This window comes from Agarivorans sp. QJM3NY_25 (assembly GCF_050870875.2).
Classification (GTDB): domain Bacteria; phylum Pseudomonadota; class Gammaproteobacteria; order Enterobacterales; family Celerinatantimonadaceae; genus Agarivorans.
On record NZ_CP194041.2, the window covers coordinates 1,516,123 to 1,539,331 of the forward strand.

Sequence of the window (23,209 nt, forward strand, 5' to 3'; positions counted from 1 at the left end):
AAGATTTAACTGGTTCTAGAATCTCGATTTAAAAGCGTCGTCAGTTGATATTGGTTATTGACGCCAAGTAAATCCGCTAAGGTATATGCATCCAAGGTTTTGAAAAAATTCTCTTGAGCTTCGGCAAAAATATTCTTCAATTGGCAACTCGGAGTAATGACACAACGATTATTTTCGCCAAAACATTCGACCAGCTTGCTGTTATCTTCCATTTCCCGAACTAGGCTACCGATGCCAATTTGATTCGTTTGACGATTTAATTTAAGACCGCCATTTTTTCCGCGGACGGCCAATAAGTGACCTTTAGCATTCAGTTGCTGAACAATCTTCATCAGATGGTTCTTGGAAATGTCGTAGCTTTGGGCGATTTCTTGGATGGTACAGAGTCGATCTTTATTGACCGCTAAGTAAATGAGTAGGCGAAGGGAGTAGTCGGTATAGCGAGTGATTTGCATGCTACGCACCCAAAATTTGAGATATATAAAGATGCATTTAAAATACATCTTTTAGTGGGTGTTTGGTAGTTTTTATTCGGAGAGTTAAGCGCCGCTTGGCGTTAGTGGCAACGAGTGCTGGTAAATCGAATTGAGTTTGGGATCTTATACTCTGATATTTTTAATGTTTTGACTTTTAATTTATATACTTACCTTGTTGATGCTCTTAGTATTAGTGGTACTCATGAGTCAAAGATTTAAAGGATTAAATGTGCTGAATAATAAACGAATAATTGTTGCGATAGCAGTTTCTCTTGGCTTATGCGGATGTAGCTCCAGCGACGACAGTCACACCTCTGCGGTTAATGTGGACTTGAGAATTATAGAAACCACAGATTTACATACCAATATTATGGATTTTAATTACTACACTCATAAACAGGATCCAAGCATTGGTTTAGCGCGTGCGGCGAGTTTAATTAGTGCGGCACGCCAAGAAGTAAGCAATGCGGTGTTGGTCGATAATGGGGATTTATTGCAAGGTAGTCCAATGGGGGATTACATTGCCAGCGTTGGTTTAAGCGATACACATCCCGCATATAAGGCGATGAATACATTAAATTATGTGGTGGGCAATATTGGTAATCACGAGTTCAACTATGGTTTATCATTTTTAGAGAAGGCCATCGCGGGTGCCAATTTTCCTTATATTAACGCAAACGTTATTTGTGCGAATAAAAATGGCTGTTGGGGAAATGTTGAATTTGGCGAAAATCTGTTTAATCCCTATCTCATTCAGCAGACTTCGGTACGCGATACCCAAGGTAATCTGCACACTGTGAATATTGGTTATATTGGCTTTGTACCACCACAAATTCTGCAATGGGACAAAACCAATTTAAGTGGCGAAATAGCAGTACTTGGTATTACTCAAGCGGCTAAACAGTTTGTGCCAGCAATGCAAGCGGCGGGGGCAGACTTAATTATTGCAATCCCTCATTCCGGTATCGGTTCTAGCGAAAACCCTGGTGATCCACAGGCTGAAAATGCAACCTTTGCCTTAACCTCAGTGGCAGGGATTGACGCGATTATGTTTGGACACAGTCATTCGGTATTTCCAGCCGAACGCTATCGTGACCTGCCAAATACCGATATTGAGAGAGGTTTATTGAACGGTATTCCGGCAGTTATGCCGGGGCGCTGGGGCGATAACATTGGGATTGTCGATTTAAAGCTCACCAAGCAAAATGGTAAGTGGCTGATTCATCATTCTGAATCGCAAGCTGAGGCTCGTCCCGTTTATGATAATGCCAATAAGGTTGCGTTAGTTCGTGGTGAACAGAGTATTCGGGATGCGGTGGCGGTAGAGCACCAAGCCACAATCGATTTTGTGAGCCAGCCGATTGGTGTGGCGGCTTCAAATATGTTTAGCTTTTTAAGCTTGGTGCAAGACGACCCATCGGTGCAGATTGTGTCGTTAGCGCAAATTGCGGGTGTAAAAGCCAAGTTGCCTGATGAGCTTAGTGGGCTGCCTATTTTGTCTGCCGCTGCACCATTTAAAGCAGGTGGTCGCTACCAAGAAGGGGATGCGAGTCAGTTTGTTATGGTCCCTAAAGGGCCACTTTCTTATAGTAATGCGGCTGACTTGTATGTATATCCCAATACCATGGTGGTACTTAAAGCCACAGGGGCGGAGTTAAAAGACTGGCTGGAGTGCAGTGCCAATCAATTTAATCAAATCGACCCAACTATTAGCACACCGCAAAACCTGATTAATCGTGAGGGCCACCCGACTTATAATTTCGATGTTATTGATGGCTTAAGATATAAAATTGATGTCACGCAACCGAGCAAGTTTGACAGTCACTGTGCACTGTGCACTGGTCAATGCGACGGCCAGCCGGATTGTCGAGTTAAGCTATACCGATGAAAAAGGTGTGGTGATTACTGGTCAAGCACTTGCCAACAAAGAATTTTTAGTTGCATCTAATAACTATCGAGCGTTTGCTGGCGTTTTTGCGGGAACCGGTTCTGAACATGTCGTATTAGAGTTACCAGATACTAATCGTGAAGTATTAGCCGCTTATATTTCTGAGCAGTCACAGCCTAATGCCTCCGGTACTTACAACGGCATGGTTGATCCAACAGCGGATTACAATTGGGATTTTAAAACCATTACGACGGATGTCACCTTAGATGTGCGTTTTGAGACTCAAGATAGTGAACTCGCTGACCAATTTGTGGCCGAAAATCAGCAACGTAAGATGGAAAAACTTAGCGCTGTTGATGCGATGGCAGGTTTTGCAATTTATCGAATTGACTTAAACTCTGAACCTGTTCGCCCTTAACTCGGGGGCAATCCTTTACCCATGTTATTTGCATCGTCACGTGGGTTTCTGGATTTGTAGGATTGGCCCTAGAGCTGCAGCGGTTAGCCGTTTGATATGGCTATTTATGCACTAGGGCTTGATTGAGGAGGCTTCGATAAGGGCTAAATTTTAGCGCTATTAATGTCTCGATAATCGCTCTGCCTTACATCTAACAAGCATTAATGGAGGCTGTTATGTACTCACACTTTCCAGTGAAGGTGCGAACGAAGTCGTGGTTTGAGAACAACTCTGGTAGAAAAATTAGCGGCTAGATACTTGATATGTAGCAGATACCGTTGAAGCTCCCCCGTTGAAAAAATAAATCATATCGTTTTGATATATTGAGGGGGCCTTGAATCAATTGATGCAAGCTGAGTAGGCCTATTGTGAATCCGCCATCGTATCAAATTTTTCTGCAGCAAAGCTTTCCCAATAGTCATAGGCTATGTACCAGATATTTCATTGGTGTATCAGCAGCCGTACTGCGATCTTGTGAAAAAGGTTGCGCGAGTAAACACCGCTTGTGTCGCGGATTCAGTCTCGGTCCATGATTGTCGCATTTCCTGATGTATTTTCGCCGCGCAATGGTCAACCGCTCTTTGGTTGACCTTAATTTAACTCATCAATCGAAATATTATGTGTATTCATTTTCATATAAGTGAAGCTATGGCTCGCTTATTTAAGACCTGTTAATTGTGGTGGATATCGCCTCAACTGGCCGTTATGGTTTAGGGGAAAGTGAGTATCGCCCTTCATTTGGTGACCCGATGACAGGTCATCAAATTGCTGTCCATTGCCGGTTTACTTTGTAGGAGCTATCCGTTTGATCCTCTCGAACTCAGAAGGTTCAGATGAACAGAGCAATTCCAAATACGATCAGAATGCCGCCAGCGAATCTTTCTATAATGTGAATGCTTCGTTTTAAATAAGTTTGGACTCTCTGTTGACCTATCATTGAGGCAACTAAAAGATCCCAGATAAACACCGCGAAAACCATCCAGATACCGGAGCAGATTTGCTGGGTCAGGGTGACCTCGCTGCCCAGAATAACCGTCATTAAGCTCATATAAAATAGCGCGTTTTTGGGGTTTAACAGCGCCGAGTTAATCCCTAGCACTAATTGTTTACTAACCGTAGGAAGGCTCTGTTCCTTGGTTTTGAGAACGGCATCACTTTTTTGACTGCGGAGCAGTTTGGATCCTATCCACAATAGATAGATAGCGCCGAGGGTTTCGACAACAGAAAAAATTTGAGGGGAGTCTCGGATGCTGGTCCATCCGATGATGGCGATTGCAATGTAAATTGCGTTTCCAGCCGCGACACCGACACAGATGTATTTACTTCCTTTCAGTTTATGTCTCACGGAGTGACCAATAATCAGAAAGAAATCTTGCCCCGGGCTTAACAAGGCAACGAAATGGGCAAGAGCCAGCGCAGGAAAAGCGGTCGGTAAAAGAGTACTTAACATGATAAAAGTGACCTATAGCTAATGAATCATCGAACTATAGGTTGATTGAGTCAGGATTTATTGTCGAAAAATGACTTTAACTGCTGATATTGGCGTGGTGTGGAAGCGGTGTAGTTCACAAAAGCTCGATGCAGTTGGCTTTGATCCGAATAGCCCACTTCGCTTGCGACATCGATAATATTTACTCCTGATTTTAAGAGGTATTTGGCCTTCTCAATCCGACTATTATTGAGAAACGATTTTGGCGTAATACCGAAGCAGCGCTTGAAGTTGCGAATGACAGACTCTGTTGAACAGCCTAGTTGTTGAGATATATCGTGGTTCGAAGGCGGAGAAACCATGTTATTTAGTAAATGTTGCTTAATTTGAAGTGCCAAGTTGTTGTCAGTTTTATTGAATATAGGCGCACAGTAGAGATTTAGAATATCAAATAATAGTGAATCTATATGCGAAGCGTTGTTTTTGGTTTTATTGGTCTTTTTTAATAAAGTATTTATTAAAAAAGAAAGCTCGTTTGCGATTTTCAGATCAGTGAGTCGAATATGGGTACATGTGATTTGATCAACTTGACGCTGGTATAATGCCGAGAGTGCTTCACAGCACCAGCTTTCATCGACATAGAGCATGTGGTAGCTACGAGCGTTGCCATTGACAGGGTTACAAGCGTGAACCGCATGTGGTTGAATCAGAACCATATCACCTTGATTTAAAAATATTTTTTTATCTTTTATCGATAGGCAAGTGGTTCCGACTTCAATCAAGCCAATAGACAATGCTGAATGGCTATGGGCTTTGTAGCCTTGCGTGCTGTTGTAGGTTGTTCTTACCTCGAGATGAGGAAGCTGTTGACTGCACCAAAACTGCTGTTCGATATGACGAACGCTGCCACTCACGTGATACTTGCTCCTGAACATTGTGCTGATTGAGCCTATTTTCACCTATATCATTCTAGAGTCAACTGAATGATAAAATATGTGGGCTTATGCTGCGGCATTCAATCAACCCAATACCTACCGCTTTTTAAGCGGCAATGCAGCGCATGATGGTGCTGCATTGCTATTGTATGAAGGCTTATAAGCCTCGTTTTTCCATCCAAAGAGCCAAGTCAACAAGGCGATTAGAGAATCCCCACTCATTATCATACCAAGCGAGGATCTTAACTAAATTGCCACCAATCACTAAAGTTGAGAGGCCATCGATAATTGAAGATCGAGGATCACCTTGATAGTCACTTGAGACTAAAGGCTCTTCACTATAACCGAGGATCCCTTTTAGCGGCCTGTTTTGCGCTGCCTGTTTAAATGCGGTATTAACTTGTTCTACTGTGACCTCGGTTTTTAATGTTACCGACAAGTCGACGATGGAAACGACTGGAACTGGCACGCGAAGTGAGTAACCATTAAGTTTACCGTCTAATTCTGGAATAACCCGGCCAATCGCTTTCGCTGCGCCGCTTGAATAGGGCACAATGGATAACGCCGCCGCCCGTGCGCCACGTAGATCTTTTTCGGGCTGATCATGCAGCGCTTGGCTCGCAGTATAAGCGTGAGTGGTATTCATTAAACCGTGTTCAATTCCAAAGGTTTGATGCAGAACCTGAGCTGCAGGGGCTAATCCATTAGTGGTACAACTCCCGTTACTTACCACAAAATGCTGACTTGGATCATACAACTGGTGGTTAATGCCCATCACAACGGTGAGTGCATCATTTTTGGATGGGGCTGAAATAATCACTCGTTTGGCTTTACCAAATTGAATATGCTTTTCGGCTTGCGACTTGTCAGTGAATAAACCTGTGGCTTCAATCACAATGTCTACGTCACAGCGCTCCCAGGGGATCTGCGCGGGCTCGCGTTCATTGAATACACGAATGGCTTGGCCATTGACCCAAATTGTTTCATCGTTGTTTTCAACATCGGCCGCAAGTACTCCCATTAAAGAGTCGTATTTAAGTAGATGTACCAAGGTATGGCTATCGGTTAAATCGTTAATTGCGACGACTTGAATCCGATCATTGTTTAAGGTTGCGCGAAGAACATTGCGTCCAATACGGCCAAAGCCGTTAATGCCCACTTTTAGCATAACTATTTCCTCATCAGTGTTATTGAGGAAAATTTTAATATGGATGCGGATGTCATAAATGACAACAAACAATCAATTTAAGACAGATTCTCTGCTGAAGGTTGGCGGATCGCGAAGCGTTCACGATAGGCTTTTGGCGTAACCTGTAGATGCCGTTCAAATACCCGTCGTAAGTTAAGGCTATTACCCAATCCGGTATCTTGGGCGATACGCTCTAATCTATCCATGCTTTGTTCAAGTTTGTCTCGGGCTGCGTTCAAGCGGATTTCTTCAATGTATTTTGCGGGGGTGATGCCCGTTTGCTTGCTAAATACTCGGGCGAAGTTACGCGGACTCATCGAGACTCGGTCAGCCAATCGTTCTATCGATAGATCATGATTGAGGTGTTCCTGGATCCAAATTTGTAGATCTCGGATTGGACCAAGCTCGGGTGTCTCAGGTAAGCGATAGCGACTAAATTGGGCTTGCCCACCGGGGCAGCGTAAAAACATCACCATTTCTTGCGCAACATCTCTTGCCAAGTGGTAGCCACAATCTTGTTCTATCATTGCTAGGGTCAAATCAAAGCCAGCGGTCACTCCGGCCGAGGTCCAGACTGGACCATCTTGAACAAACATTGGTCCGCGTTCTACGCTGACGTTGGGGTATTGTTCTGCCAGTAAATTAATTAGGCGCCAGTGGGTGGTCGCCTTTCTATGCTCCAAGAGTCCAGCTTGAGCAAGCAGTAGCGCTCCTCCGCAAATAGAGGCGGTGCGTATGGCATTAGGAGCGGCAAGACTTAACCAATCGGCAATAATGCTACGCTCTTGTTCAATTCCCCCACGCCCTGTCACCATAATTGTATGGCGCTTGATGGTCGGGTCTAAGTCAATTAGCCGTGTGTTCGCGAGTAGCTTGAGTCCAGAATAACCATGCACAACATGATGAGACTGGGTGGTGGCGATTGTGACTTGATAAGCGATATCGCCGCCACTATCGGTGAGAAATCTATTTGCCCATTGCAAGAGATCGGCGATCCCGGTGGATTCAAATAGCATTCCACCTTCTGGGACGATAATCAGAAAGTCACGAATGATTTGTCCTTATTTGAATGAATACACAAATATAGACGTTTTGCGCTGGTTTTGTCTAGCAGGATGGTTTTTCTTTAGTCGCTGATGTTGTGAGCAGTCTTTAGCGAAGCAAGTCAGTGCCAGCAATGCGACTGATGCGGTGGCTAAAATATATTCTGTGTCATTGGGTGAGCCGAAGCAACGGCGCCTTAGGGGGGGATCGTTGAGGTTTAGAGCCTCATAGCGATCTAACTCATTATTTGTTCATTGTGGCTGGCTTAAATCACCGCTAACGGGGTTATGTATTTTGTAATTAGAGCCTCTAGTTACGGTACTTCATACCTGATTACCGGCAAATTTATTCTATGCAATAAGTTGATCACGTAATGAATCAGATTGGTATAAACAGCGCATGATGGGGTATAAAGCGGTACTCAGGAAAGGAGCCATATTGACTCAATGAGTTAAATTGCGTTGCTTGTCAAAGGTAAGTTGATTCGGTAAATAAAAAGCATAATCGAATCAACGATTATGCTTCGCTTGAGAGTTGTTTAAACAACTTCAACATTGGCCGCTTGTGGGCCTTTTTGACCGTCTTCAACGTCAAATGCGACTTTCTGGCCTTCTTCAAGTGATTTAAAACCTGTTCCTAGAATCGCGCGGAAGTGAACGAACACATCAGCTCCAGATTCTTGGGAAATAAAACCAAATCCTTTTTTTTCGTTAAACCACTTAACGGTACCAGTGCTTTTAGACATCGTGTCTCCTGAAACAATTGAAATAATACTCTATTTTTTATTTTGCTTAGTATTATTAGGGCTTGTAATTTGTATATTTTATGCTCTACCTAAATAAGCGCTGTCATCATAACACACAATAATGCGGCTAAGCCTAGTGACAAATTGCCGCAAATCAAGTTTTGCTTGATAACGTTTTCAATGCGTGAACTAGTTCACGAAACGTTCGGCTATTTTCTCGTTTTAGGGCGGATGTTAGAGCGTTTTTTACTGAAATGTACTCTTAGTAAGTTAGTGAAATCATTCAACTAATGGTTTCTTCCGGCCAAAGTTAATTGTGTGAATTTAATAAAACGCTGTTCCAAATATTGTGCGTTTTCTCTTTCATCATTTAAGGCGAGTAATTGAGCTGCCACTTCCGCAGTTGCCCATTGTGTTGTGATTGAACTAGAACGTAATCCATAGTTTGAGGCTGTACTGGGATGAATCGATATCACTGGAAATTGTTCCAACCAAGGACTTTGGTGAAACATTTTCCGTGCTTCTCGCCAGCTACCATCGAGCATAATGAACAGCGGTTTTACCCCTTGAGGCAAGCTGAGTTGGTAATTGACTCGCTCTGGTGGGCAAAAATGAGCAGGAAAAACCACATAGGGCTGCCATTGCACTTGTTGGCAAAGAGTGAGTAGCTCTTGACAGGCTTCGGTTCGTTGCCAAATAAAAGCGTAAGTATCAGGGATCACATCGGCGATAAATCGCCCAGTATTGCTCGGCCGAAGCACTTCTTTATTATGCATTAGCAGAGCGAAGCCACTTTGGCTCGCCTGTAATCTGGCTTGTGCGCAGAAGCAATGTGTTTGTGGCAGCTGGCAAATAGCACAGCGGGCTCGGCGGGCACCACGGCCCACAAATTGGGTGGTGGCTGCGGCTTTGCGCTCAGCATACAATTTTAAGAAACGGTTCACGACACGCGGCTCTACGTTATTCAATCAAGGGGCGAGTATAACCGAGCTTAAATCCAAGCACTATGTTCACAAAATCGACTTAGCGAAATAAATAAAGTCGAGGATAACCAAAGTAACGTCGGATCCGGTGATGTTGAAATAATAAGGCTGAAACGAAATGAAGGAGGCCGATAGCCCCAACAACAATCGCTATTTGTAACCATGCTTGAGGCAGGTCTTCTCGTTGAATGTAGATTTGGACGACGCGGTTGATCCACTCGCCACACAATAGCAACATGCCCGCCTGATTGAGCCTTAGGCAAATAGGATGTTTTACTAAGACGCTGCATAAGCTCAATACGCATAGCAATACATAAATCAGTTGCTGTGCTTGATAAAAATGAATCGCACTGAGGAGTAAGCAAAGGCAGCAAGGGCTGAGTAATAAACGGGGATGAGAAGTCATTCAATTACTCTATTGGCTAAAAATGGTGTTGCGATTGTGAATAGCTGTTTTATTCAAAGTACTGATTTAAATCAATATATTTATATTTACCAGCGCAGTTTTTGTGAAAGTAAGCGTTGGCTCTCACTCTAAGTCTTTCTGGTTTGGCTAGGGGGAACCGACCCGTCGCTATTTTGTGCAATCCGCTGTTGTTTGAATGCGCTATGATAAGCATTAGGGCAATATCTCAGTCGTCGTTTAATGGAGAGTTATCACGATGCGGATCTTAGTGATTGGTGCTTTTGGTACTGTTGGTCGCCAGTTAGTTCCGGCTTTAGTTGCTGCGGGGCACCAGCTGAGGGTGAGTTCTCGTGATGCCAATAAACCTTGGCCTTGGTCTGATTTGAGCTGTCAGCGCGTCACCTTAGATTTACTACAAGCCAATAGCTTGCCTTCGGCCTTGCTTGACATCGAGTTAGTCTATTACTTAATGCATGGCATGAGTGATGGGCAAAGTCACAGCGATCGAGAGATTCGCGCGGCAAGGCATTTAGCCCAGGCGGCCTCAGAAGCTAGCGTCAAGCGAATTATTTATTTGGGTAGCTTAATATCGGCTAAACCAAAATCAGAGCACATGCTAGCGCGGATTGCGACTGGCCAAGCCTTAGCGTCCACTGGTCTTGCGGTGACTGAGTTGCGAGCGGGGATCATTATTGCGCCAGGATCCGCGGCTTTTGAAGTGATGCGGGATTTAGTGGGACATATGCCTGTGGCGCTTGTCCCTCGGGCGATTGAGACCTTAACGCCGCCGATTGCCTTGAGTAACTTATTACACTATTTATTAGCTTTGGCGGAGTTGCCAGAGACCGCAGGTAAGGTGCTGGATGCGGCGGGTCCAGAATGGCTCACTTATCGACAGTTAATGTTAAAAATTGCCAAGGCTTTGGCGGCGCGGATCAAGATTATTGCTGTACCGGGCTTGCCGATCCGTTTGGCTTGCCTGGCTTTAGGCTTGATTACCTCGGTATCGCGCGAATTGGCAACGGCTCTGATTGCTGGGCTTGCTGAGCCGTTGCAAGCGAAACCCGATGAGTTACGGCGCTTAATCCCGCAACATTTATTGTCTGTTGATCAGGCAATTGCTCAGGTACTTCAAGAAGAGCGGGTGCTCTGTTATCCAAGTCGTTGGCGAGATGGTGTGCCAACTTTTCGAAAGTTTTCTCCCTTGCATGGTTTTTACGCAAAGTCAGCCAAACAGCAGGTTGTTGCCGCCGCCAGTCCGTCAGCTATTTGGCAAGTGGTGAATCTACTTGGCGGTAAGCATCGCTATTTTTATTTGAATAGCCTGTGGGCTTTACGCGAGTGGTTCGACTATATATTTGGCGGCCCCGGAAGAGAACATGGCCGAACTGATTACTTAAATCTGAATGTTGGTGAGCGGGTCGACTCGTGGACTATCTTAAGCGCCGAAGAAAATCGTTGTTTGGTGCTTGGTTTCGGAATGAAAGCGCCCGGTGGTGGTGGGATGCAAATTACTATTGAGCCGCTAGATAGTCAGCGTAGCCGTATAGAGGTGGGCTTATACTGGCATCCCGCAGGATTTTGGGGTTTGGTTTATTGGTATTTCTTTGCCCCTTGGCACCGATGGCTGTTATATGGCATGACTAAGAAAATGGCTTCGCTGGCGGAAAATAATGAGCAGATTGAAGCGGCCTTGCGTAAATCGAAAATCCATTCAGGATCTACCGATGAAGGCCGCTTTGGCTGAATACAGATTTTAACTTTAGACCAGAACACCGAGTGCCCTAGTGATAAGCAACCGTCGCTGAAATCATTGGCGGTTGCCTATGGGGTGTCCAAATCCGATGTTTTAAGCTGGTGCTTAGAAGGGGGCTGGGTAGCGAGTTAGCACTTTACCTATATCGCTTAAGGCCCGAGAGCTAAGTGGTTTCGAAAAGGCCAAAATATCTTCTTCCAATTGCTGCATGTTGGTTGCGCCAATAATGGTAGAGGTGACTCCATCTACTTGGTCACACCAAGCCAAGGCGAGTTGCGCTGGGGTGTAGCCATGTTGCTTGGCAATCTCTACATATTCAGCAACCGCTTCGTGGCAGAGCTTGGTATTACGGAATAGACCCTTACGTTGAGTTAGTGACCAGCGACTCCCTTCAGGGCGCTGCCCATTGGCATATTTGCCAGTGAGTAAGCCTGTACAAAGTGGGGACCAGGGAAGATAGGCGATTTGTTCATGCACACAGTTCTCGATCAAATATGGCCAATCCTTGGTTTGTAGCAGGCTAAACTCATTTTGAATGGATACCATTCTCGGTAAATTATGGCTTTCGCTCAACTTAAGGTAGGTATTAATTCCCCAAGTGCTGTCGTCGGATAGACCACAATGGCGAATTTTACCAGCGTCAATACAACGCTGTAATCCTTGTAAAATATCGAGCATTTGGGCTTGATGATCGGCCGCGTCTAACTGAGTAAATTGGATTTGATTTGGCCAGTGTTTTCCAAAGTGAGGCATTAAGCGATTTGGCCAATGTAATTGGTATAGATCAATGTAATCGGTATTGAGCCGTTGTAAGGAGGCGTCAACTGCGAGCTCAATGGCTTTTGCATTAATTGGCCCACCGTCGCGAACCCACTCAATACCTGGCCCAGCAATCTTACTCGCGATAATCAAATCTTTACGCTGGTTTGGATTTTCTTTGAGCCATTGGCCGATGATCTGTTCGGTTTTTCCGTAGGTCTCTGCGGTTGGAGGGATGGCGTACATTTCGGCTGTATCGATGAAATTCACGCCTTGACTGATAGCATATTCAATTTGTTGATTTGCGTCTTGTTGGTTGTTTTGTACACCCCAAGTCATACTGCCTAGGCAAACTCGCGATACCGATAAATTGCTACTTCCTAGCTTCGAAAAATTCATGGATGTTCCTACATCAACTAAGTACTTAAATATTATATTACCGTATCAGAGGGTGATTAAAATAGTCTGAACTTTGGATAAAGCAATCAAGTGTTATCAGAAGGTTTTATTTTATTGTCTTTTTTACCGGTTTTATTCAAGCAAGTTTGTCTTGCCAACGCCTGGCAACCCTAGATGGGGAGGGCATTGAGGCTTGAATGAACAAGCTTCATCTCTTGCGGAGCTGAAAATGGTCCATAAAACCAGCGTGACTTTTCTAGGACTAGTATGTCAGCTGAGCTAGGGTTAATATTTGGCCATTATTTGTTGTAGATAGATGTGGGCGTTTGGTGGTTCGGGCAGAAACAAGATCGTTACCGATTGATAGTATTAAGTCGAAATTTTTATCGGATTTAGCGGATAATCATGTGGTGGTGGAAGCGGCTACTGGTTCAGGGAAGTCAACTCGTTTACCTCGTTGGGCGAGTCAGTTTGGTAAAGTTTTGGTAGTGCAGCCCAGACGAATTGCTTGCGAAGCTCTGGCGGCTTATGTGGCGCAGCAAGAGCGTGTAGAACAGGGAACTACCGAAGTTGGCTATGCCATTCGCTTTGCTTCCACGCTGACCTCGACCACCGACATTGCCTATGTGACACCGGGTATTGCCTTGCATTGGTTGGCAGAAAATAACTTAGCCAATTATGCAGTGATCATGATCGATGAGTTTCATGAGCGTCGTTGGGATAGTGATTTATTACTCGCCTTAGTGAAAGATTTACCATTACGGATCGTCGTGACGTCGGCGACTTTGGAAGGCGCGAAATTATGTGATTATTTGGGAGCTAAAGCGATACAGGCCCGTGGACGCGAATACCCCGTGTCGCTCAGTTATATCGCCAAACAAGCCCATCATTTACCCGACTTACAGCATTTGACCGAACGAGTAAGCGCTTGTGTTGAACAAGCCATGCTTAAAGATGACGGCGATATTTTGGTGTTTTTACCGGGGCGCGCAGAAATTCAAGCCTGTCAAACCAGCTTGTCGGGAATCGATGCCGAAATCTTACCTTTGCACGCCACCATTAGCGCCTCAGAGCGTCAGTACTTGCTAACGGCAATTGATGGGGAGCGAGCACGCCGGGTGATCTTAGCCACCAATGTGGCCGAAACAAGTTTAACCATTCCAGCGATTAGCACGGTGATTGATTCAGGTTTAGAGCGGCGAACCAAGCAGCGGGCAGGGCGTACGGTGCTTAGCTTAGAGCGGATTTCACGAGCCAGTAGTGAACAGCGTCGTGGTCGAGCTGGCCGGGTGCGCTCGGGTCATTGTTATCGTTTGTGGGGCGAATACGCACCTTTTGAAGCGGTCACTCCACCACAGATGCAGCGTGAAGAACTGCTGGAACCGATGCTGTTTGCTGCGAGTTGTGGCAAAGCGCTCACGCAGTTAGCATTTCTAGAAGCTTTACCGGATAAATCGTTACGGATCGCGAGCCAAAATTTAGCCAAAATGCAGGCTTTGGCGAGTGATAGTCAATTGAGTTCGCTGGGCAAACGACTAATGAATTTACCAATTGATAGTTATTTTTCTTATCTGGTTAATTTAATGCCGCGCGGGGCAGAACAGGAAGCAATGCTTGATTTGACTGCCGCTTTAACCATCAATCGTCGTTTGTGGCAGAAACCCAAGACGGAACATGGTTTGAAACAATTACAGCAGTGGCAACCGCTGGCTTGTGATATGACTGCAACCATCAGTTTGTTGCGTGGCCATTCTTGGCCCGAGGCGTTACAGCTGAACCTTGAAGCCTTAAAGCAAGCGAAGGAAATGGCAGAACAACTACGCAGCGTGATGGGGTTTGCCAAATTGAAACAGGCTCGGCCTTATCGTCGAGAGCTGATTATTGAGGCTTTATTAAGCGGTGCCAGTGAACTGGCTTATGTGCGCCGAGCTAAGCGTCATCAGGCGATGGGCAATGGTTATGCTGAATTACAGGTGGCTAGAGAAAGCTTATTTGATGATGAGCAGGTGGCTGCATTGGTGTTAGATCAATACAGCACGCCGGGACGTGGACTTAAGCAACTGACAAATATTGGCCTATGCTTGTTGCCAGTAAGTATTCAACAATTAATGCGGCATCAGTTAGGCGAGTTGAAGCCCAGCGGTGAGTTGGACGGACAAGGCCAACAGTTGATGCGGCGCTATTATGCTGGTCGATTCATTGGGTCTGAATATTTGGCGCTAACGGCAGCACAATATCGCCGCTCACTTGCCAAACGGATCTTAGCTCGGCAAGAGTTGTCTTTTACTGAGCTGAGTCTACAACAAGATGTTGATGCCTGGAATTTATGGGTGAGTCTCGGTGAAAAAAATGGCGGTGGCTCCGGTGAGCCCATTGATGCCGAGCTTTGGCTAAGTGAACACTTACAGCAACTTGGACTGGAGAGCGCCGAAGATCTTTGTCTTATTGATGCTAAGGATCTCACTTTTCCGGGGATCCCCGAATGGCAACGTGCAGCATTTGAACAAGCTTTTCCTCAAAGTCTACGCTTAGCCGATCTTCGTGTGCAGGTCGAATATGAGGTTCGCGTTAAGCGAGTGACGCTTCACTATCAAGCGGGGCGACGTAAAGATGGTCCTAAACGCTGGGAGTTGCCGAGTTGGGCTGGCTGGCGGGTGTTTTACCAAAAAGCCAGTAAACGCGTTGCGTTGACTTAGGGTTTATTCATGTTATTCGCTGCTTGTTGTGAAGCGCTAGTCGATGCTTCCAAGGCAATACAGCCGATTGAGCGAGTCAATCAGCTGGGGAATCTTGGTATACCGCTTAACCGGAGGTGATGCGCTTAAGCGTCTCGTCTTTGACCACAAAATGGTGATACAAGGCGGCTAATATATGTGCCGCTAATACTAAGTATAAAACGGTTGCCGCAACCTCATGGATGGTCCCACTAATACTGTTGATGGTCGGTGATTTTTCGGCCCAACCACTAATGGTAAAAAAGTCGAAAAAGTTGATGTTATGTCCACCTGAAACGGACATGATTACGCCGGATATTGGCATGATTAACATGAGTAAATACAAGGCGTGGTGACCTAATTTGGCGAGGCTGAGCATTAACCCCATCCCCAGAGGGACAGGCGCTGCGCTGATTCTATGCCACACTATTCGCGCTAACACACATAACAATAGCAATACGCCGATGGCCTTATGCAAACCGATCATCTCCCATTTATCAGGACCTCTCTGCATTTCGTCCATGTATAAAGCAATGCCAATTTGAGCTATAAATAATGCGGCCATAAGCCAATGAAATAGCTTTGATATCATACCAAAATGGCTCGAGCTATTTTTTATCTTCATTAGTTATTTTTCCTTGAGACGGTTTGTTGATTTAATAAACAATTAATACTTGGGAGTCAAGCGGCTTGTTTGTTATATGGAACATGACGAAAGCAAAAAGCTTATGTTTATTCGATGCTTGAGCATGTGCTAGCATGGTTGACCTTGTAATTATGGGCGGAGATGTACATTGAAACAATTTCTTGGCGTATTGCTGCTGGTTATCGTAGCGATGTTGCTAAGTCTCGTTGTCATCGACCGTTATATTTCAAAGCAAGTCGCCGGTCAGTGGTTTCGTGACATGGAACAGCTCCCAGCGGAGCCTGTGGCTCTGGTGCTTGGGACCAGTAAGTATGTAGGTAAACGGCTTAATACCTACTATCAGTTTCGTGTGGAAGCGGCAGCAAAACTCTACCATACCCACAAAGTGCGCGCATTGATCCTCAGTGGCGATAATGCCACCCGCTACTATAATGAACCTATTACCATGTTAAACGATGTGTTGCGGTTAAATGTGCCACGCGAGAATATAGCTTTGGACTATGCAGGCTTTCGAACCTTTGACTCAGTTGTGCGGGCAAAACAAGTATTCGGGCAACAAGCCTTGATTATTGTTTCTCAGCAGTTTCATGTCGAACGGGCTTTATACATAGCAAATCAATACGGTATTGAAGCCTATGGCTATGTGGTGGATGATGCGCCTTCTGAGTTTCATTGGCGAGTGCGTTTACGAGAAGTATTGGCTAGAGCCAAGGCTCTAATAGATTTACATATATTTAACACCCAGCCCCACTTCTTAGGTGACCCAGAACCAGTAAACTTACGCGGAGGTGACTCAACCCCCGAACTTTAGGACCAGTGCAATGCTTAAAAAGTTGCTTGTTGTCTTGTTGTTTAGCGTGAGTTTTTCTGTTCAAGCGAAACTTGAATCACCTTCTATTCCTATTGTGACCCCCTATATTGTTGGTGGTTATGATGCTCCCCAAGTTTACCCGTGGATGGCGCAGGTCTTTTTAGGGAATGTGCGGTGTGGCGGGGTATTAATTGCAGAGTCATGGGTGGTGACGGCTGCGCATTGTACCTATCGGTCTTATGCTCCCAACGCCCAGGTTGCGCCAGAACAGGTTACGGTGGTGTTAGGCGGATTGCTACGAACCACTCCCCTCGATGCGCAGTCGGTGACGGTGAGTGAAATTTATCAGCATCCTCAGTATATTAGTCCCACCATGGATGGCCCCAATTTTGATTATGATATCAGTTTGTTAAGGCTGTCGGAGTTTCAACAAGGTGAATTCCCGATCATTAATCTAAATATGCTTAGTGAGAGTTCCATGCTGGGAAGTTTTATGACGGTGATTGGTTTTGGCAGAATTAATTCCGATCCTTTTCATCCGGTATATCCTGATGTATTGCAGCAAGGTAACTTGCGTTTAATCAGCCCTCAACAATGTGCTAATTATTGGGGAAGCTCAAAATTAACCGATCGAATGTTTTGCGCCTACGGCACCGATCAGGATGCTTGCGCAGGGGATAGCGGTGGTCCGGTATTTGTTAATCAAGGAGAAGACTATCGTTTACTCGGGATCGTGAGTTGGGGGAGTCTCGCTTGTCAGGGGCTCCCTGGCGTTTATACGGATATTGGGCGTGTTTGTGGTTGGATTAGCGATATTCTCAGCCAACAGGATAATATTACTATCGCTTGTGCCGAGATAGCACCTAATGCCTCGTCTGATAGTAGCGGTGGAGGTGCTGCAGCTTGGTTGCTGGTGTTGAGCTTACCGCTTTGGCTATTCAGGAGGGGGCGATTAGGTACTAATTCACGGCGCTAAACCTTGCTATTACTGACTGCAATCACTAAAATCCTTGGCTTGTAAATTATTATTCATGCCAAAGAGTTGTACCTGTGATGCGCGTTGCCGATTTTTCTTTTGACCTTCCCGATGAGCTGATTGCTCGTTACCCAAAACAGCAACGCCGAGATAGTCGTTTACTTTGTCTCAATGGTCAAACGGGCGAGGTGCAACACCAACAATTTCCAGATTTGTTGGAGCATATTCAAGCTGATGATCTATTGGTGTTTAATAATACCCGAGTGATCCCTGCCCGTTTGTTTGGCCAGAAAGCGACGGGTGGCAAACTAGAAGTACTTATAGAGCGTGTGCTTGATGAACATCGAGTATTAGCCCATGTTCGTGCTTCCAAATCGCCGAAACCGGGCAGCGAAATACGTTTAGCGGATGCTTTTGATGCGACGATGTTGGCCCGTCACGGCGCTTTATTTGAACTGCGTTTTGATGACTCAGCGACGGTCTTAGAATTACTTGAACAGCATGGTCATATGCCGCTTCCCCCCTATATCGATCGTCCTGACGAAGATGCCGATAAGGAACGCTATCAAACGGTTTATAACGAAAAGCCGGGCGCGGTTGCGGCCCCCACCGCCGGATTACATTTTGATGAAGACTTACTCGCACAGATTAAAGCCAAAGGAGCTGATACTGCCTTTGTGACTTTACATGTGGGGGCTGGTACTTTTCAGCCGGTGAAAGTTGAATCTATCGATCAGCATGTGATGCACTCTGAATATGCCGAAGTGAGCCAAGCGGTGGTGGATAAAATTGTTGCGACTAAAGCAAGAGGAGGGCGGGTGATTGCAGTTGGTACCACTTCGGTACGCTCTCTAGAAAGTGCAGCTAAAGATGCAAAGCTTAAAGGGCAGGCCCTGCAAGCCTACGCTGCAGAAACCGATATTTTTATTTTCCCCGGTTATCAATTTGAGCTAGTGGATGCGATGGTGACCAATTTCCATTTACCCGAGTCAACCTTAATCATGTTGGTGTCAGCCTTCGCTGGCAAAGATAACGTTAGCCGAGCTTATCAGACGGCTATCGATAACCAATACCGCTTCTTTAGCTATGGTGATGCGATGTTCATTACCAGTAAAGAAGCATAATTTAACGACAGTCGGACTGTTTATCTGACCTTGAGGCAAGTAATGAAATACCAGCTATTAGCAAAAGACGGCAAAGCTCGCCGTGGCCGTTTAGTGTTTGAACGGGGGAGTGTTGAAACACCAGCATTCATGCCTGTAGGGACTTATGGTACCGTAAAAGGTATGACCCCTGAAGAAGTATCACAAAGTGGCGCTGAAATCCTATTAGGCAATACTTTTCACTTGTGGTTGCGTCCGGGACAAGAGGTGATGCGCGCGCATGGCGACTTGCATGACTTTATGAATTGGCAGGGGCCAATTTTGACCGATTCCGGCGGTTTCCAAGTCTTTAGTCTGGGTGATATTCGAAAAATTACCGAAGAAGGGGTACATTTTCGAAACCCGGTCAATGGTGCAAAGATCTTTTTGAGTCCTGAAACGTCTATGGAAATTCAAAACGATTTAGGTTCCGATATCGTGATGATTTTTGATGAATGTACACCTTATCCTGCGACTGAAGATGAAGCCGAAAAGTCGATGTTAATGTCGTTACGCTGGGCTGCTCGTTCACGTCAGCGTCATGATGAGTTAGGCAACAAAAATGCTTTGTTTGGGATCATTCAGGGTGGAGTTTATGAGCATCTACGCGATGTTTCTTTGGAAGGTTTGACTCAGATCGGTTTTGACGGTTATGCCATTGGCGGCTTAGCTGTCGGTGAACCGAAAGAAGATATGCACCGCATTCTTGATTATGTTGCGGTTAAGGTTCCTGAAGATAAGCCTCGTTATTTAATGGGGGTTGGTAAACCCGAAGATTTGGTGGAAGGTGTACGCCGTGGCGTGGATATGTTTGACTGTGTTATGCCGACACGTAATGCGCGCAATGGTCATCTTTTCACCAGTGACGGGGTGGTGAAGATCCGTAATGCACGCCATCGTGACGATACCAGTACCTTAGATAAAGAGTGTGATTGTTATACCTGTCAAAATTATTCTCGTTCCTACTTGCATCATTTAGATAAGTGTAATGAAATCCTTGGCGCTCGTTTGAATACCATTCATAACTTGCGTCACTACCAACGTTTGATGCAAGGTTTACGTGAGGCGATAGCCGACGGTAAGTTAGACGATTTTGTAGCCGCGTTTTACGCCAAGTTGGGTCGAGAAGTCCCGCCTTTGGCTGATTAATGCTCGATTGACCAGTAAAGCCTTGTTTTTGCTTGGTCAGTCTCCATTTAATAAGATAGTTGTTTTGTATCTTAGTTTTTTTAATTAGTAATGAGGGTAACAATGAGCTTATTTATTTCTCCAGCATATGCCGAAGGCGGCGCCATATCACCAGCTGGTGGTGGCATGGAATTAATTTTCATGATGGTCATCTTTGCGGTGATTTTCTATTTCATGATTTATCGTCCACAGTCCAAGCGTGTAAAAGAACATAAAAACCTAATGTCTTCCTTATCTAAGGGTGATGAGGTGTTAACTACCGGTGGTTTGGTCGGTAAAATCATCAAGATTTCTGATGAGGCGGATTATCTGCAACTGAGCTTAAGTGATGACACTACAGTCACCATTAAGCGCGACTTTGTTTCAGCGGTTCTGCCAAAAGGCACGTTGAAATCTCTGTAGTTACAAATTTGTCACTAGGGATATTATTTTGTTAAACAAATACCCGTGGTGGAAGAATTGGATGGTGATCGTTTTGATCGCCATCGGTTTTCTTTACGCCATGCCAAACTTATACGGTGAGGATCCTGCCGTACAAGTATCAGGCACTCGGGGCGCTCAAGTTGAGTTAGCCCAACTAGATGAGATTCGAAATTACCTTACGCAGCAGTCCATCGATTTTCGCTCTGTTGGCTTTGAAAATGGACTCGCTTTGGTGCGTTTGCGCAACGATGCTGACCAGCTTAAGGTAAAGAGTTTATTACATGATTTGCTTGGTGAAGATTATGTTGTTGCCCTAAACCTTGCCCCTGCAACACCCGGTTGGCTAGATGCCATTGGTGCAGGACCGCTTAAACTCGGTCTGGATTTACGTGGTGGTGTGCACTTTTTGATGGAAGTGGACATGAAAGCGGCCATTAGCAAGGCGCAAGAGGGAATGATTCAAGATTTTCGTACCGATCTTCGCGGCGAAAAATTACGTTATTCTGGGGTTCGTTCACAAGGTGAGGCTGTGGTGGTTAGTTTCCGCGATCAAGCCACTTTGGATAAAGCCGTTAGCTTCTTAAATCGCAAATATAAAGAGTATCAAATCTCTGATATTAGTGAGGGTGAACAGTTTCGTTTGAGTGCGAAAATGACCGAGCAGAAGTTGAAAGAAACTCGAGAATATGCGCTGCAGCAAAACATCACGATTATCCGTAACCGGGTAAACGAGTTAGGTGTTGCTGAACCGCAAGTTCAACGTCAAGGTTCCGATCGGATTGTGGTGCAGCTACCTGGTGTTCAAGATACTGCTCGCGCAAAAGAAATTTTGGGTGCGACAGCGACTTTAGAATTCAGAATGGTCAACGTAGACGCTGATGTTCGTGATGCGATGGTCGGTCGAGTGCCACCAGGATCGCAATTGGCGAAACGAGTTGATGGTTCACCTGTGGTGCTAAAAAACCAAGTAATCCTCACCGGCGATCATATTGTTGGCGCACAGTCAGGCTTTGATGAATACAGTCGACCTCAGGTGAATATTAGCCTCGATAGTCAAGGTGGCAGCAAGATGGCCGCATTTACTAAAGATAATGTGGGTCAATCTATGGCAACGTTATTCATCGAGTACAAGCCGACAGGCAAGAAAGATGAAGAGGGTAAGTCAATACTGAAACGTCAGGAAGAAGTGATTAACGTTGCAACTATCCAATCTCGTTTAGGACGTAGCTTCCGGATCACCGGCATTGACTCACCAGCAGAAGCTAAAAATCTAGCCTTGTTATTGCGAGCAGGCGCCTTGATTGCTCCGATCCAAATTGTTGAAGAACGTACTGTTGGGCCAAGCCTTGGTCAGGACAATATTGATAAAGGCTTCTTAGCAATTGTCTGTGGTTTGATATCCTTGTTGGTGTTTATGCCGTTGTATTACCGTAAGTTTGGTTTGGTTGCCAACTTTGCGTTGATTGCCAACGTGGGCATGATTATTGGCTTTATGTCGATGATCCCAGGGGCAACTTTAACCTTACCTGGTATGGCCGGTATTGTATTAACCGTAGGTATGGCCGTGGATGCCAATGTATTGATCTTCGAGCGTATTCGTGAAGAATTAGCCGATGGACGTAGTCCTCAGCAAGCGATTCATCATGGCTACAGTAATGCCTTATCAACCATTTCTGACGCCAATATTACCACCTTCATTACCGCAATCATTTTGTTTGCGATTGGTACGGGTGCAGTGAAAGGCTTCGCGGTGACACTTGCTATTGGTATTGCGACTTCAATGTTTACTGCTATTGTTGGCACCCGTGTGGTGGTTAACTGGATTTGGGGCGGTAAGAAAATAGACAAGCTGTCTATCTAGGAGCAACAACGTGTTTTATTTATTTAAGCCCAAAGGCACGGTGCCCTTTATGGCGCACCGCAAACCATTTATTTGGTTTACCATTTTGTTAATGGTGGCATCGGTGGCCAGTTTAGCCATTAATAAAATCAATTGGGGGCTAGATTTCACCGGTGGTACGTTGATTGAAGTTGAGTTTCAACAGCCTGCCGATCTACCCTTAGTTCGTGATGTGATGAGCAAGAACGGATATCCAGACATTGTGGCACAGTACTTTGGTTCGCAAACCCAAGTGTTGTTGCGAATGATGCCTCGTGAAGGTCTAGATAGTCAGCACTTAGGCGACAGTATCATGGGATTGCTGCGCGATCAGGTTGATGCTCAGGTGCAAATGCGCCGAATTGAGTTCGTTGGCCCAACGGTTGGTAAAGAGTTAGCTGAGCAAGGCGGTTTGGCGATTATTGCTGCGCTGGCTTGTATTTTGCTTTATGTGGCAATGCGCTTTGAATGGCGTATGGCTGTGGGGGCAGTACTCGCGCTGGGACACGATGTGATTGCTACTTTAGGTTTGTTCTCCTTCTTGCAGTTGGAGTTTGACCTAACCGTGATCGCGGCCTTATTAACCGTGGTGGGTTACTCACTGAACGATACCATCGTGGTATCGGATCGGATCCGTGAGAACTTCCGTAAATTGCGTAAGGGTGATCCAGTTGAAATTATTGATGTTTCGCTGACTCAAACCTTTAATCGGACCATCGTAACTTCTTTAACCACGATTATGGTATTAATATCGTTGTTCGTATTGGGCGGTTCGTTAATTCATAACTTTGCTACTGCATTGTTATTTGGTGTGTTTATTGGTACCCACTCGTCGATATACGTCGCTAGTACGCTGGCCTTGTACTTAGGAATTAAGAAAGAAGACTTTATGCCTAAGGAGCTGGAAGAAAAAGAAGGCGCCGACCAAGACCCCATCATGTAGTCACATAAACCCGCCGCTGGC

At 45.3% G+C, this 23,209-nt stretch carries 19 protein-coding genes and 1 pseudogene; 10 read left to right on the forward strand and 10 right to left on the reverse strand.

The genetic code is table 11. The features are described 5' to 3' along the window. Window positions 1-5 precede the first annotated feature (5 nt). A complete protein-coding gene (locus ACRRSW_RS06990) occupies window positions 6-455 on the reverse strand; it encodes an RrF2 family transcriptional regulator (protein ID WP_432453923.1) in 450 nt (149 codons plus the stop codon). 250 nt (window positions 456-705) lie between these two features. On the opposite strand from ACRRSW_RS06990, the pseudogene ACRRSW_RS06995 reads away from it, so the two are divergent. Further along, window positions 706-2,782: pseudogene (locus tag ACRRSW_RS06995) on the forward strand (bifunctional 2',3'-cyclic-nucleotide 2'-phosphodiesterase/3'-nucleotidase). 868 nt (window positions 2,783-3,650) lie between these two features. Here the strand turns inward: ACRRSW_RS06995 and ACRRSW_RS07000 are convergent. The 7 genes from ACRRSW_RS07000 to ACRRSW_RS07030 form a co-directional block, all read right to left on the reverse strand. After that, a complete protein-coding gene (locus tag ACRRSW_RS07000) occupies window positions 3,651-4,271 on the reverse strand; it encodes a LysE family translocator (RefSeq protein WP_432453921.1) in 621 nt (206 codons plus the stop codon). A 50-nt stretch (window positions 4,272-4,321) separates the two neighbouring features. Beyond that, entirely contained in the window at window positions 4,322-5,164 is an 843-nt protein-coding gene (locus ACRRSW_RS07005; protein ID WP_432453920.1) for an AraC family transcriptional regulator, read from the reverse strand. Between the two features lie 178 nt (window positions 5,165-5,342). Continuing rightward, complete coding sequence (gene gap / locus ACRRSW_RS07010) at window positions 5,343-6,353, reverse strand: type I glyceraldehyde-3-phosphate dehydrogenase (RefSeq protein WP_432453919.1); 1,011 nt, start codon at window positions 6,351-6,353, stop codon at window positions 5,343-5,345. A gap of 77 nt (window positions 6,354-6,430) precedes the next feature. Next, complete coding sequence (locus tag ACRRSW_RS07015; protein ID WP_432458979.1) at window positions 6,431-7,390, reverse strand: GlxA family transcriptional regulator; 960 nt, start codon at window positions 7,388-7,390, stop codon at window positions 6,431-6,433. Between the two features lie 566 nt (window positions 7,391-7,956). After that, on the reverse strand, window positions 7,957-8,163 hold the full coding sequence (locus tag ACRRSW_RS07020; protein ID WP_432453917.1) for a cold-shock protein: 207 nt from the start codon (window positions 8,161-8,163) through the stop codon (window positions 7,957-7,959). Window positions 8,164-8,450: 287 nt separating this feature from the next. After that, window positions 8,451-9,107 (reverse strand): tRNA-uridine aminocarboxypropyltransferase, encoded by a 657-nt coding sequence (locus tag ACRRSW_RS07025; RefSeq protein WP_432453916.1) that lies wholly within the window; start codon window positions 9,105-9,107, stop codon window positions 8,451-8,453. A gap of 79 nt (window positions 9,108-9,186) precedes the next feature. Beyond that, a complete protein-coding gene (locus ACRRSW_RS07030; RefSeq protein ID WP_432453915.1) occupies window positions 9,187-9,552 on the reverse strand; it encodes a hypothetical protein in 366 nt (121 codons plus the stop codon). 256 nt (window positions 9,553-9,808) lie between these two features. On the opposite strand from ACRRSW_RS07030, the gene ACRRSW_RS07035 reads away from it, so the two are divergent. After that, a complete protein-coding gene (locus tag ACRRSW_RS07035) occupies window positions 9,809-11,299 on the forward strand; it encodes a DUF2867 domain-containing protein (RefSeq protein ID WP_432453914.1) in 1,491 nt (496 codons plus the stop codon). Between the two features lie 114 nt (window positions 11,300-11,413). On the opposite strand, the gene ACRRSW_RS07040 is transcribed toward ACRRSW_RS07035, so the two are convergent. After that, the gene (locus ACRRSW_RS07040) at window positions 11,414-12,466 is read right to left on the reverse strand and encodes an aldo/keto reductase (protein WP_432453913.1); all 1,053 of its coding nucleotides are present in this window, start codon (window positions 12,464-12,466) and stop codon (window positions 11,414-11,416) included. A 329-nt stretch (window positions 12,467-12,795) separates the two neighbouring features. On the opposite strand from ACRRSW_RS07040, the gene ACRRSW_RS07045 reads away from it, so the two are divergent. Next, a complete protein-coding gene (locus ACRRSW_RS07045; RefSeq protein WP_432453912.1) occupies window positions 12,796-15,162 on the forward strand; it encodes a helicase-related protein in 2,367 nt (788 codons plus the stop codon). Window positions 15,163-15,268: 106 nt separating this feature from the next. Here ACRRSW_RS07045 and ACRRSW_RS07050 read toward each other — a convergent pair whose 3' ends face one another. Then, window positions 15,269-15,805 (reverse strand): cytochrome b, encoded by a 537-nt coding sequence (locus ACRRSW_RS07050; protein ID WP_432453911.1) that lies wholly within the window; start codon window positions 15,803-15,805, stop codon window positions 15,269-15,271. Window positions 15,806-15,974: 169 nt separating this feature from the next. On the opposite strand from ACRRSW_RS07050, the gene ACRRSW_RS07055 reads away from it, so the two are divergent. The 7 genes from ACRRSW_RS07055 to secF all read left to right on the forward strand — a co-directional run bounded on the left by ACRRSW_RS07055 (window position 15,975) and on the right by secF (window position 23,188). Further along, the gene (locus ACRRSW_RS07055; protein WP_432453910.1) at window positions 15,975-16,637 is read left to right on the forward strand and encodes a SanA/YdcF family protein; all 663 of its coding nucleotides are present in this window, start codon (window positions 15,975-15,977) and stop codon (window positions 16,635-16,637) included. 10 nt (window positions 16,638-16,647) lie between these two features. Beyond that, window positions 16,648-17,613, forward strand: a complete 966-nt coding sequence (locus ACRRSW_RS07060) for a serine protease (RefSeq protein WP_432458980.1) — start codon at window positions 16,648-16,650, stop codon at window positions 17,611-17,613. A gap of 77 nt (window positions 17,614-17,690) precedes the next feature. Continuing rightward, complete coding sequence (gene queA, locus ACRRSW_RS07065; protein WP_432456194.1) at window positions 17,691-18,737, forward strand: tRNA preQ1(34) S-adenosylmethionine ribosyltransferase-isomerase QueA; 1,047 nt, start codon at window positions 17,691-17,693, stop codon at window positions 18,735-18,737. 42 nt (window positions 18,738-18,779) lie between these two features. Further along, a complete protein-coding gene (tgt, locus tag ACRRSW_RS07070) occupies window positions 18,780-19,904 on the forward strand; it encodes a tRNA guanosine(34) transglycosylase Tgt (protein WP_432453908.1) in 1,125 nt (374 codons plus the stop codon). A 102-nt stretch (window positions 19,905-20,006) separates the two neighbouring features. Then, window positions 20,007-20,345, forward strand: a complete 339-nt coding sequence (gene yajC / locus ACRRSW_RS07075; RefSeq protein WP_432453907.1) for a preprotein translocase subunit YajC — start codon at window positions 20,007-20,009, stop codon at window positions 20,343-20,345. Between the two features lie 28 nt (window positions 20,346-20,373). Beyond that, complete coding sequence (gene secD, locus ACRRSW_RS07080) at window positions 20,374-22,227, forward strand: protein translocase subunit SecD (protein ID WP_432458981.1); 1,854 nt, start codon at window positions 20,374-20,376, stop codon at window positions 22,225-22,227. A gap of 10 nt (window positions 22,228-22,237) precedes the next feature. Continuing rightward, a complete protein-coding gene (gene secF, locus ACRRSW_RS07085; RefSeq protein ID WP_432453905.1) occupies window positions 22,238-23,188 on the forward strand; it encodes a protein translocase subunit SecF in 951 nt (316 codons plus the stop codon). The last annotated feature ends 21 nt before the right edge of the window (window positions 23,189-23,209 follow it).